Below are 9,411 nucleotides of genomic sequence, written 5' to 3' on the forward strand. Positions count from 1 at the left end.
CCGTTGTCCTATGGACGGGCCGGTGCTGAGCGGGGGAGTGATCGTGCTCGTCGCCGTGCTCCTGTGGATGCTGTACCTGCTGCCCTCCTGGCGCGGGCGCTTCCAGTACAACGCGGCCGAGCGGAACGCCGTGCGGCTCAATCAGGCGCTGCGGATCCTCGCCGAGACGAGCGAGACGCCCAGCGAGGTGCACATGGAGCTCAACGCCCGCACCGTCGTCGCGCAGCAGAAGCTCGCGAAGCGGCTGCAGGCCCAGCGGGAAGCCGCGGAGCTCGAGGCCCTCCGCCAGGAACTCGCCGCCACGCGGGCCGACCCCGTGATCCGTCGCGCCCGTGCACGCCGACGCGTGCGCCTGACGGCGACCGGCGCGCTCGTCCTCGGCCTCGTCGCTGTCGGGTTCGGCATCTGGCAGCTCCTGGCCACCGGGGGAGCGGTGCTCCTCTGGAGCGGTGGGGTGGCAGCCCTCATCGCCACCATCGTCCTGCAGCGGATGGCCGCGGTCGCTGTGCGCGCTGCCCGTCGTCCGCAGCCCGCGGCCGTCGAGACCGTCGCGGAGAGGGTCGCTCCGGCCCTGCATGACCAGGGCCCCGCCACCTGGACCCCGCGCCCGCTCCCGGAGCCGATGGTGTCGGTCACGGGATCGCGCGCCCAGGCGGCTCGCGCCGAGATCGATGCGCAGGAGGAGCGCCGCAAGGCTGCTCGGGTCGCCGCGCTCCGCGCCCGCGCCGAGGAGATGGCGCCGGCAGCGCCCGTCAGCCTCCCGGCAGCGCCGGCGGCAGCGGCGGAATCCCCGTACGCCCGCATGGGCTTCGTCGACGACGCGGAGATCGAGGCGCACGTGCGCCAGCTCCTCCAGCGTCGGGCCGCCGGATGACCGTCGCGGTGAGCGCGGGTCTCCTTCGCTGACGCCTTCGTGCCGCTCCCGGCGAGCGGTTCCGGCCGTCTCGGCCGCACGGGCACACCGGAGACGCGCGCGAGTGTCGCTCCTCGCGTCCCGCCCGCTCGGGGCCGTAGAGTCGTGGGATGGGAACCATGCAGTACGGCTCCGGCAGCGAGATCCAGATCGAGGACCGCGCCCTGGCCCATCTGAAGGTCGCGATCGCGACCAAGCTTCGCCGGAACGAGAGCTTCACGCTCTCCTGGAAGCACCCCGACGGCGACGTGCCGGGACGTTCGACGATCTGGCTGCATCCGTCGATCCCGCTGCGCTTCACCTTCTCGGAGCCGGAGACGCCGGAGTTGAACGTCAAGTGGATCCAGGCTCTCATGGTCGAGGCGAGCTCGTCGGGAGGCATCAGCCTCGTGGACGAGGTCGTCGACGGTCCCGCCGACTGAGCGCCTCCGCTACTCGGCGGGGTACGCCTGCGCGGTGAGCTGCCGCGCGAGGTGCGCCGCGTTGCGGGTCGCGGTCGCGATCGCGGAGCTCACGGCCTCCGGAGTCTCATCGAGGTCCTTGTAGTCCACGGTCTGCATGGCCTCGCCGTTCCAGTACACCGACGTCTGGGCCGGGATCGTGTAGCCGATGTCGTTCAGCGCCTGGAAGAGGATCGCGGAGATGTGGTGCGCGCCGTCCTCGTTCCCGAGGACGCCGGCGATCGCGACCTTGTCGAAGAGGATCGGGCGGCCCTGCTCGTCCGTCTCGCTGAGCTCGGCGTCGAGGCGCTCCAGCACGCGCTGGGCGACGCTCGAGTGCTGTCCCATCCACGTCGGCGTGACGAACACGAGGATGTCGGCATCGAGGACGCGCTGACGCAGGGCCGGCCACTGGTCGCCGTCGCCCATGTCCTTCTTGACGCCGGGGCGGATGTCGAGGTCGACGGCACGGACGAGGTCACCCGTGACCCCGTGCTCGGCGAGGGCATCGAGCAGCTGACGCGCGAGCAGATCGGAGCTCGACGACGCGGGGGAGGGCTTGAGGGTGCAGGAGATCGCGAGGGCGGTGAGGGAGGTGTCCATGCTCCGACTCCATCAGAGATGCGGGCGGCGGCACAGGGCCTTTCCGGGTCCGGGCTATCCTGGTAGAGCACCGACGACAGGAGATCCCGTGATCCTCAGCTTCCTCTTCTTCATGATCATGTTCCTCGGAGGCTTCTGGCTGCTGGGGATCGCCCACGAGATGCCGGACACGCTCGCCGCGCTCACCTTCGTCGGCGGCATCCTGCTCGTCTCGCTGGCTCTCGGGTTCGCGATGCGCCAGCGCGGTTCGGCCACGCGTCGCTCCAAGAACTGGACCGGCAGCCCGACCGAGTGACCGCCGCGGGGCGGTGCCCCGCGCTCACCGTCGCCGGGCGAGCCTCGCTTCGAGGTTCGCCCGCACAGCAGGCCACTCCGGCTCGATGATGGAGTACTCCACGCTGTCGCGGAGTGCGCCGTTGCGGTAGCGGCTCATGGCCCGCATCACACCGTCCTGCTTCGCGCCCAGTCGTTCGATCGCGGCGCGGGACTGGAAGTTCACCCACTGGGTCGTCAGCCCGACCCGGAAGACCCCCAGCGTCTCGAAGGCGTGGCGGAGGAGCAGCAGCTTCGACTCCGCGTTGGTGCCCGTGCCATGAGCGGACGGCCGGTTCCAGGTGTATCCGATGTGCAGTCGGGGGACGTCGGCGACGATGTCGTAGAACGACGTCAGTCCCAGCACGCGTCCGGCGGCGTCGAAGGCCGTGAAGGGCACCATCTCGCCGGTAGCGACGAGGTTCAGGCGCCGGTCGACCTCGGCCGCGACGCCGTCGGGCGCCGGAACCGAGGTGTACCAGGCGGTCTTCCACAGGTCGCCTTCGGAGACCGCTTCGACGAGGCCGTCGACGTGCGACCGGTCGAGAGGGCGGAGCTCGACGAGCTCGCCGGTGAGAGTGACGGGGGCGGGGGTGACGTGGAAGGCCATGGTGTCATTCAACCAGCGTCGGCCGCTGTGCCCGGCCCTCAGGCGGGGATGGCCAGGTGCTCGCGGCGCAGCACCCGCTGGAACGCGAGGACGATCTCGATCGTGACGTCGAGCTCGAAGGCCAGGCTGGCCAGATGTGTGCCGCGGAGCTGCTCCGCCGCTGCGTACGCCGCCGGCGTGATCAGGCGTCGCGCGGCCCACTCATCGGCCTGCCGCTCCTGTCGAGCCCGAAGGGCTGCCTGCCACGTGGGCTGATGACCGAGGTGAGCGTGACCGAGCTCATGGGCGAGCACGCTGCGGGCGGTGCGCCTGCTCATCCCCGGGGCGAGCCGGATCGTGCGTGTGACGGGCTGGAAGCCCCCGGGGGTGAGACCTGCGCGTTCGATCACGCGGAGACCGAATTCGTCGGCCAGACGGAGAAGCTGCTGCATGGGCCTCCGTCCGGTCGGTGTCGTCTACTCGTAGAGGTCGTCGGTGTCCGTCTCGCGGGTGGATCCGGATTCGAAGGCGACCTCGCGGGCATTATCGCGTGGGGTGGCGACATCGGTGCGGCGCCGGAGGGGAGTGACGATCGCCGACATGCCGTCGGCGGCCAGACGCTCCTCGGCGCGGGCCACGAGGACGTGCGGCTCGACGCCGAGCGTGGCGCACACCGCGTAGACCACCGGCACGGGAATGGCGCGCTTGCCCGTGACGTAGTTGTCGAGGGCGCTCCGGGCGATGCCCACATCGCGTGCCATGGCGGCGATGCTGCTGCGTGCCGCCGCGATCTCCGCCCGCATCTGACGGCCGACCGCCTCGTTGAACTGCTCGGCTGGTGTCTTCATCCGGCTCACCTTAGCAGCGCACCGAGAGCAGGATGCCGTCATATTGGTAGCTGAGGGCCCTCTCGGTGTCCGTGCGTGGCGGTACCGTAGGCGCATGGGGACAGAATTGCGTCATCTGATGGCATCGGCCGTGGAGGCCGCTCGCTTGCACGCCGGAGTGTCGTTCATCGAGCTCTCGGAGCAGACAGGGATCGCGCCGGCCGCGCTGGCCGACCTCCTCGAGGAGCGCGCGGACTTCACGATGGAGGATGTGGCGGGGATCGCGGCGGTGCTCGAGGTCCCCGTCACGCGGCTGCTGCCCTGCGCGCCCTGAGACGATGCCCGCCCGCGCCTCGGATGGGGCGAGGCGATGAAGTAGCGTGGGCGCATGAAGACCGTACCCTTCGGATCGACGACCGCTCCGGCCCTGATCGCCGGGATGATGCGCATCGACAGCCTCGACGACGAGCAGATCCGCGGCCTGTATGCGACCGCACGGGATGCCGGGATCGACTTCTTCGACCACGCGGACATCTACGGCGGGGAGATGCACCACTGCGAAGCGCGATTCGCGGACGCTCTCCGGCTCAGCACCACGGAGCGGGACGAGATCGTGCTGCAGACCAAGTGCGGCATCGTGCCGGCGCAGGGCATGTTCGACTTCTCCTACGACCACATCGTCGGGCAGGTCGAGGGCTCGCTCGCGGCCCTCCGCACCGACCGCATCGACGTCCTCCTGCTGCACCGGCCGGACGCCCTCGTCGAGCCGGACGAGGTGGCTCGCGCCTTCGATCACCTCGAGTCCTCGGGCAAGGTGCGCGCGTTCGGGGTGTCGAATCACACCCCGTCGCAGATCGAGCTGCTGAAGACCGCGGTGCGGCAGCCCCTGGTCGCGAACCAGCTCCAGCTGTCCCTCACGCATGCGCCGATCATCGCGCAGCCGGTGGCGGCGAACATGGCGGGCCATGACCAGAGCATCGGGCGCGACGGCGGCGGCATCGTGGACTACTGCCGGATCCACGGCATCACCGTGCAGGCCTGGTCTCCGTACCAGAGCGGCTTCGGCGGCGGCGTCTTCCTCGGGCACCCGGACTACCCCGAGCTCAACGCCGTGATCGAGCGCCTGGCGGGAGTCCATGGAGTGACACCGACCGCGATCGCCACCGCCTGGATCACCCGGCACCCCGCCGGGATGCAGGTCGTGCTCGGCACTACGACACCGCACCGCGTGCAGGAGGCAGCGGCCGGAGTGGACGTCGTGCTCACCCGCCCGGAGTGGTACGAGCTCTTCCGTGCCGCCGGACACCTGCTGCCGTGAACCCTCGGCTCCCGTCCGTGCGTCGTCTACCCTGAACCCATGCCGTTCCTGTTCTCGCTCCTGGTCATCGCGCTGATGATCGGTGCGCTGATCGACATCATCACGCGCGACGACTCGCAGGTGAAGCACCTGCCCAAGATGGTCTGGATCATCATCGTGATCCTGCTGCCGTTGATCGGCAGCGCGCTGTGGTTCGCGCTCGGCCGGGAGTACGGGGAGGGTGGCGTTCCGCTCCCGCGGATGCGGCGTGCCGAGCGCCCCGCGGCCCCGACGACGACGGTCGCACGCCCCGCGCCGCCGGTCGACGTCCGGTCCACCGAGCAGCAGATCGCGGACCTCGACCGGGAGATCGAGGAGTGGCGGCTGCGCGAGGAGATCGAGAAGCGGCGTCGGGAACGGGGAGACGACGCTCTTCCGTCGTCCTAGCCGCCGAGCGGTGCGGCCTGCCAGGATGCCGTCATGAGCATCCTCGTGAACGTCGACAACTTCGCCCTCGCCGAGACCCACCGCATGATGCGCGACCTCCAGAAGGAGGCCGGGGGTGTGGACCGGTTCCTGCACAACCGGGCTCCGGCCGCGATCGACCGGCAGACCGTGATCCGGCTGAACCGCGACACGCTGTACAGCTTCGCGGTCCTCGACATCAGCGAGGGCGCGACGTTCAGCATCCCGGAGCACGGCGACCGTTACCTCTCGGCGATGGTCGTCAACGAGCACCACTATGTGGATGCGATCTTCCACGAGGCGGGCGAGCACACGCTGACGGAGGCGCAGTTCGGGACGCCGTACGTCGTGCTGGCCGTGCGCATCCTCGTGGACCCCGCGGACCCGGCGGATGTGGCGGAGGTGGGGGCGCTGCAGGACCGCATCGCGCTGCACAGCGGGTCGGCCACGCCCTTCGCGATGCCGGACTACGACACCGTCAGCCTCGATGAGACCCGCCAGGCGCTGCTCGCGTTGGCCCGGAACCTGCGGGGTTTCGACCGCATGTTCGGCAGCGAGGACGAGGTCGACCCGGTGCGGCACCTCATCGGCACGGCGGCGGGCTGGGGAGGGCTTCCCTCATCCGAGGCGAGCTACATCGGCGTCGATCCGCGTCTGCCGGTGGGCCGCTACGAGCTCACGGTCGACGAGGTCCCCGTCGACGGCTTCTGGTCGATCTCGGTGTACAACGCCGACGGCTTCTTCGAGCCGAACGATCGCGAGGCCTACACGATCAACGACATCACCGGCGTCCGCAACGACGACGGCACGATCACCGTCCGCTTCGGCGACCATCCGGAGGGCGTGCCGAACGTGCTCCCGATCACGGAGGGCTGGAACTACCTCGTCCGCCTCTACCGCCCCCGCCCCGAGGTGCTCGACGGCAGCTGGACGTTCCCGACGCTCCGGGAATCGGCTTGACCCTGACGCCGCGTGAGGCCCGATCGTGGAGTCATGACTGATCACTACAACGCTTTCGAGATGAGCCCGGTGCCGGCGCCGGGCCCCGACGCGGTCGCACCGGAGCTGTTCCGGGGCATCTACGGGATGCCCGCCTTCGTCACCATCCCTACGACGGACCTCGCCGCCTCGGTCGAGTTCTGGACGCGGGGCCTGGGCTTCTTCGAGCTCTTCGGGGTGCCGGGGCGGATCGTCCACCTCCGGCGGTGGGTCTTCCAGGATGTGCTGCTCGTGCCGGGCGAGACCGCACAGGAGACAGCACCCGGCCTGCGGGTCAGCTTCGCGTGCGTGCTCGGCCAGATCGAGCCGCTCGTGGCGGCCTGCCGGGCGTGGGGTCCCGGCACGGTCGGGGATCCGATCGACACGCCCTGGAACACCCGGGATGTGGAGATCGTGACCCCCGAGAACGTGCGCGTCGTCTTCACGGCGGCGAAGCCCTACGAGCCGGGGAGCGTCGAGGCGGCCACCCTCGCGGAGATGGGCATCCGTCCGCCCGCGGAAACGGCGGAGATCGGAGGAGGAGTGGATGCCGGATGACAGCGGCGCCGCGGACCTGACCGTCGGTCGGGCCGCGGCGCTCGCCGGGGTGACGGTGCGGACGCTGCATCACTGGGACGACATCGGTCTAGCCCGTCCGTCCGCGCGTTCGGCGGCCGGATACCGGGTGTACACGGACGTCGATCAGGAGCGCCTGCGGCGCATCGTCGTCTATCGCGAACTCGGTCTCGGCCTCGAGGCGATCCGCCGGCTGCTGGACGATCCGGCCACGGACATCCTCACCGCGCTGCGCGCGCAGCAGGAGCAGCTCGCGACCCGGATCGCACGCCTGACCGATCTGCAGGCTGAACTGGAGCGGATGGTGACCTCCCACGAGCGCGGCCTGATGCTGAGCGCGGGCGAGCAGCGCGCGGTGTTCGGGCCCGATTGGGACCCGTCCTGGCCTCTCGACGCGCGCCGCCGCTGGGGCGACACGGTGCAGTGGCAGCAGTACGCGGAGCGATCCGCCGCGCGCGATGCGGGGGAATGGCAGGCGGTCGCGGACGCGATGCGGGAGTTCGAGTCCGCCCTCGCGACGGCCATGGATGCCGGTGTGGCTCCCGGGACGGCGGACGCCGATGCGCTCGTCGAGCGACACCGTGCGGTGTTCTCGGCATACTTCCCGTTGAGCAGGGAGATGCAGGTCGTGCTCGGTCGGCTGTTCGTCTCCGACCCCGGCTACGCGGCGCACTACGACGGCATCCGCGCGGGGCTGGCGGAGTGGTTCCGCCGCAGCATCGAGGCCGAGGCCCGGCGTCATGGCATCGATCCGGAGTCAGCGGTCTGGCGGTGACCCCTCTGCGCCCGCCGGGTCAGGCCGCGTGCGTCCGGGGATTCGCGTCCGTGACGGCGAACGAGGCATGGACGGCCTCCTCGAGCTCCGGGTAGCGGAAGGTGAAGCCGGCGGCGGTGAGCTTCTCGGGGAGGACCCAGCGGCTCTTGAGCACGAGCTCGGTCTCGGTGCGGATGCCGATGGCGCCGAGCTCGAGCATCCAGCGCGGCATCGGCGGGCCGACCTTCGCCCCCAGCACGCGGCGCACGGTGGCCATGAAGGCGGCGTTGTCGACGGGGTGCGGCGAGGCGGCGTTGACCGGCCCGTCCAGAGCGGGGGTCTCTTCGAGGAACTCGATGATGCGCGCCACATCCTCGATGTGGATCCAGCTGAAGCGCTGCCGTCCGCGACGGGCGCCGGGGAGGTGTGCGGTGCCGGCGGCGCGGCGCGCGGGACCGACCGGCCAGAACCCGTCGTACTGGGGACCGCCGAGGCCCAGCCGTGCGAGCGTGCGGAGCGGTTCCAGCACACCGCCGTCGCCGAGGACGATGGCGGTGCGGAGGGCCACACGGCGGGTGCCGGGGAGCGCGTCGGCGAAGAGGGCGCGCTCCCACGCCTTGGCGACCTCGACCGAGAAGCCGGTGCCGATCTCGCCGGAGGACTCCGTCATCGGCCGGTCCTCGGCGTGCCGGTAGATCGTCGCCGTCGAGGAGTTGATCCACAGCGGGGGCGGGGTGGCCGCGCGGGAGATGGCGCGGCTCAGGGCCGCGGTCGTGTCCAGGCGGGAGCGGAAGATCTCGGCACGGTTGCGCGGCGTGTAGCGGCAGTTCACGCTCGTGCCCGCGAGGCCGATCACGAGCGAGGCCCCGTTGACAGCGGCGTCGATGCCGTCCTGATCCCTCCAGGTCAGGTCGCTCCCGGAGCGGGAGATCGTGACGACCTCGCGCCCGGCATCCCGCAGCCGCGCCGTGAGGAATCGCCCCATGAACCCTGTGGCCCCGCCGATGACCGCCCGGTCCGTGCTCATGCGCTGTCGTCCTTCCGATCGGGTTCGAGGGCGTAGTCGAAGTCGCCCCGGTACTCGTAGAGGCGGCCGAGGAGCGGGGCGTCGACCGTCAGGCGCACCCGCTGGCGACCGGTCTCGTCGTCCCAGCGCTCGACGAGCCGGACCACGGGAGCCACGATCCGCGGGATGCGGAGCCGGAAGCGCCCGAGGCGGATGCCCACCGCGCGACTGGTCAGGTGCAGGGCACCCGCGCGGGGTTCCGCATCGAAGCAGGCCATGATGAGGCCGGGCTCGCCGATCTCGTCGACGATGCGGCCGTGCCGCGTCGGGGCGACGGCGTCGCGCATGACCCACGGCCCGCTCGTGAACCGGAAGGTGCGCTCGGCGATCGCGCGGGAGGCGATGGTCCGGTTCTCGATGCGGAAGGGCACGTCGCGCTCCCAGCGGGCGGCGATCACCCCGCGCCGCTCGAGGCGGCGGAGGAGCGGCCAGAGCGCGCGGCGCGGCGTGCCGACGCGCTGGAACGTGCCGTCGCCGACGCCGACCATCCCGTCCGGGACCGCCTGGAAGTAAGTCCGGAGTCGGGGGTGAAGCTCGGCGAGGCGCTCGCCGAGGGCCCTCGCGTACGGGGACTGCGGCACGGGCGTCACG

The 9,411-nt window shown here is 70.9% G+C and carries 15 protein-coding genes; 9 read left to right on the top strand and 6 right to left on the bottom strand.

The window, feature by feature from the left end; genetic code table 11:
- Positions 1-10: 10 nt before the first annotated feature.
- Both BV453_RS07880 and BV453_RS07885 read left to right on the top strand, forming a co-directional pair.
- The gene (locus BV453_RS07880; RefSeq protein WP_249521312.1) at positions 11-874 is read left to right on the top strand and encodes a hypothetical protein; all 864 of its coding nucleotides are present in this window, start codon (positions 11-13) and stop codon (positions 872-874) included.
- A gap of 149 nt (positions 875-1,023) precedes the next feature.
- Positions 1,024-1,335 carry a hypothetical protein gene (locus BV453_RS07885; RefSeq protein ID WP_025105561.1) on the top strand — a complete coding sequence of 104 codons (312 nt, stop codon included), beginning with the start codon at positions 1,024-1,026 and terminating at the stop codon, positions 1,333-1,335.
- A gap of 9 nt (positions 1,336-1,344) precedes the next feature.
- On the opposite strand, the gene BV453_RS07890 is transcribed toward BV453_RS07885, so the two are convergent.
- Positions 1,345-1,956, bottom strand: a complete 612-nt coding sequence (locus tag BV453_RS07890) for a flavodoxin family protein (RefSeq protein ID WP_249521313.1) — start codon at positions 1,954-1,956, stop codon at positions 1,345-1,347.
- Between the two features lie 88 nt (positions 1,957-2,044).
- Here BV453_RS07890 and BV453_RS07895 point away from each other — a divergent pair, with 88 nt between their 5' ends.
- A complete protein-coding gene (locus BV453_RS07895) occupies positions 2,045-2,251 on the top strand; it encodes a hypothetical protein (protein ID WP_025105563.1) in 207 nt (68 codons plus the stop codon).
- Positions 2,252-2,275: 24 nt separating this feature from the next.
- Here BV453_RS07895 and BV453_RS07900 read toward each other — a convergent pair whose 3' ends face one another.
- The 3 genes from BV453_RS07900 to BV453_RS07910 are packed head-to-tail and all read right to left on the bottom strand — an operon-like array spanning position 2,276 to position 3,705.
- On the bottom strand, positions 2,276-2,878 hold the full coding sequence (locus tag BV453_RS07900) for a GNAT family N-acetyltransferase (protein WP_249521314.1): 603 nt from the start codon (positions 2,876-2,878) through the stop codon (positions 2,276-2,278).
- Between the two features lie 38 nt (positions 2,879-2,916).
- Complete coding sequence (locus BV453_RS07905) at positions 2,917-3,309, bottom strand: ImmA/IrrE family metallo-endopeptidase (RefSeq protein ID WP_025105565.1); 393 nt, start codon at positions 3,307-3,309, stop codon at positions 2,917-2,919.
- Positions 3,310-3,333: 24 nt separating this feature from the next.
- Positions 3,334-3,705: a helix-turn-helix domain-containing protein gene (locus BV453_RS07910; protein ID WP_231729480.1), complete on the bottom strand. Its 372-nt coding sequence runs from the start codon at positions 3,703-3,705 to the stop codon at positions 3,334-3,336.
- 94 nt (positions 3,706-3,799) lie between these two features.
- Between BV453_RS07910 and BV453_RS07915 the strand changes: the two genes are divergently transcribed.
- From BV453_RS07915 to BV453_RS07940, 6 genes are read left to right on the top strand one after another with little or no spacing between them, the layout of a single operon-like run.
- Positions 3,800-4,018 carry a helix-turn-helix transcriptional regulator gene (locus tag BV453_RS07915; RefSeq protein WP_238695601.1) on the top strand — a complete coding sequence of 73 codons (219 nt, stop codon included), beginning with the start codon at positions 3,800-3,802 and terminating at the stop codon, positions 4,016-4,018.
- Positions 4,019-4,072: 54 nt separating this feature from the next.
- Complete coding sequence (locus BV453_RS07920; RefSeq protein ID WP_025105567.1) at positions 4,073-5,002, top strand: aldo/keto reductase family oxidoreductase; 930 nt, start codon at positions 4,073-4,075, stop codon at positions 5,000-5,002.
- 39 nt (positions 5,003-5,041) lie between these two features.
- The gene (locus BV453_RS07925) at positions 5,042-5,428 is read left to right on the top strand and encodes a PLDc N-terminal domain-containing protein (protein WP_025105568.1); all 387 of its coding nucleotides are present in this window, start codon (positions 5,042-5,044) and stop codon (positions 5,426-5,428) included.
- 33 nt (positions 5,429-5,461) lie between these two features.
- A complete protein-coding gene (locus BV453_RS07930; protein ID WP_085606162.1) occupies positions 5,462-6,406 on the top strand; it encodes a DUF1214 domain-containing protein in 945 nt (314 codons plus the stop codon).
- A 33-nt stretch (positions 6,407-6,439) separates the two neighbouring features.
- Positions 6,440-6,982, top strand: coding sequence for a VOC family protein (locus BV453_RS07935; protein WP_249521315.1), 543 nt, complete (start codon positions 6,440-6,442; stop codon positions 6,980-6,982).
- Positions 6,972-7,775: a MerR family transcriptional regulator gene (locus BV453_RS07940; protein ID WP_025105571.1), complete on the top strand. Its 804-nt coding sequence runs from the start codon at positions 6,972-6,974 to the stop codon at positions 7,773-7,775. Before BV453_RS07935 ends, BV453_RS07940 begins: the two co-directional genes overlap by 11 nt.
- A gap of 19 nt (positions 7,776-7,794) precedes the next feature.
- On the opposite strand, the gene BV453_RS07945 is transcribed toward BV453_RS07940, so the two are convergent.
- Together BV453_RS07945 and BV453_RS07950 are read right to left on the bottom strand one after the other, a co-directional pair.
- Positions 7,795-8,781 (bottom strand): epimerase, encoded by a 987-nt coding sequence (locus BV453_RS07945; RefSeq protein ID WP_249521316.1) that lies wholly within the window; start codon positions 8,779-8,781, stop codon positions 7,795-7,797.
- The gene (locus tag BV453_RS07950) at positions 8,778-9,410 is read right to left on the bottom strand and encodes a DUF4166 domain-containing protein (RefSeq protein ID WP_249521317.1); all 633 of its coding nucleotides are present in this window, start codon (positions 9,408-9,410) and stop codon (positions 8,778-8,780) included. The genes BV453_RS07945 and BV453_RS07950 overlap by 4 nt, the downstream gene beginning before the upstream one ends.
- Position 9,411: the final 1 nt, after the last annotated feature.

The sequence above is a fragment of the Microbacterium sp. ER1 genome (genome assembly GCF_023383675.1).
GTDB lineage: Bacteria > Actinomycetota > Actinomycetes > Actinomycetales > Microbacteriaceae > Microbacterium.

Excerpts from the sequence above, each read along its gene's own strand:
- BV453_RS07945 (WP_249521316.1), bottom strand. The coding sequence starts at position 8,781 with ATGAGCACGGACCGGGCGGTCATCGGCGGGGCCACAGGGTTCATGGGG.
- BV453_RS07885 (WP_025105561.1), top strand. The coding sequence starts at position 1,024 with ATGGGAACCATGCAGTACGGCTCCGGCAGCGAGATCCAGATCGAGGAC.
- BV453_RS07920 (WP_025105567.1), top strand. The coding sequence starts at position 4,073 with ATGAAGACCGTACCCTTCGGATCGACGACCGCTCCGGCCCTGATCGCC.
- BV453_RS07900 (WP_249521314.1), bottom strand. The coding sequence starts at position 2,878 with ATGGCCTTCCACGTCACCCCCGCCCCCGTCACTCTCACCGGCGAGCTC.
- BV453_RS07880 (WP_249521312.1), top strand. The coding sequence starts at position 11 with ATGGACGGGCCGGTGCTGAGCGGGGGAGTGATCGTGCTCGTCGCCGTG.
- BV453_RS07940 (WP_025105571.1), top strand. The coding sequence starts at position 6,972 with ATGCCGGATGACAGCGGCGCCGCGGACCTGACCGTCGGTCGGGCCGCG.
- BV453_RS07930 (WP_085606162.1), top strand. The coding sequence starts at position 5,462 with ATGAGCATCCTCGTGAACGTCGACAACTTCGCCCTCGCCGAGACCCAC.
- BV453_RS07925 (WP_025105568.1), top strand. The coding sequence starts at position 5,042 with ATGCCGTTCCTGTTCTCGCTCCTGGTCATCGCGCTGATGATCGGTGCG.
- BV453_RS07905 (WP_025105565.1), bottom strand. The coding sequence starts at position 3,309 with ATGCAGCAGCTTCTCCGTCTGGCCGACGAATTCGGTCTCCGCGTGATC.
- BV453_RS07915 (WP_238695601.1), top strand. The coding sequence starts at position 3,800 with ATGGGGACAGAATTGCGTCATCTGATGGCATCGGCCGTGGAGGCCGCT.
- BV453_RS07890 (WP_249521313.1), bottom strand. The coding sequence starts at position 1,956 with ATGGACACCTCCCTCACCGCCCTCGCGATCTCCTGCACCCTCAAGCCC.
- BV453_RS07910 (WP_231729480.1), bottom strand. The coding sequence starts at position 3,705 with ATGAAGACACCAGCCGAGCAGTTCAACGAGGCGGTCGGCCGTCAGATG.
- BV453_RS07935 (WP_249521315.1), top strand. The coding sequence starts at position 6,440 with ATGACTGATCACTACAACGCTTTCGAGATGAGCCCGGTGCCGGCGCCG.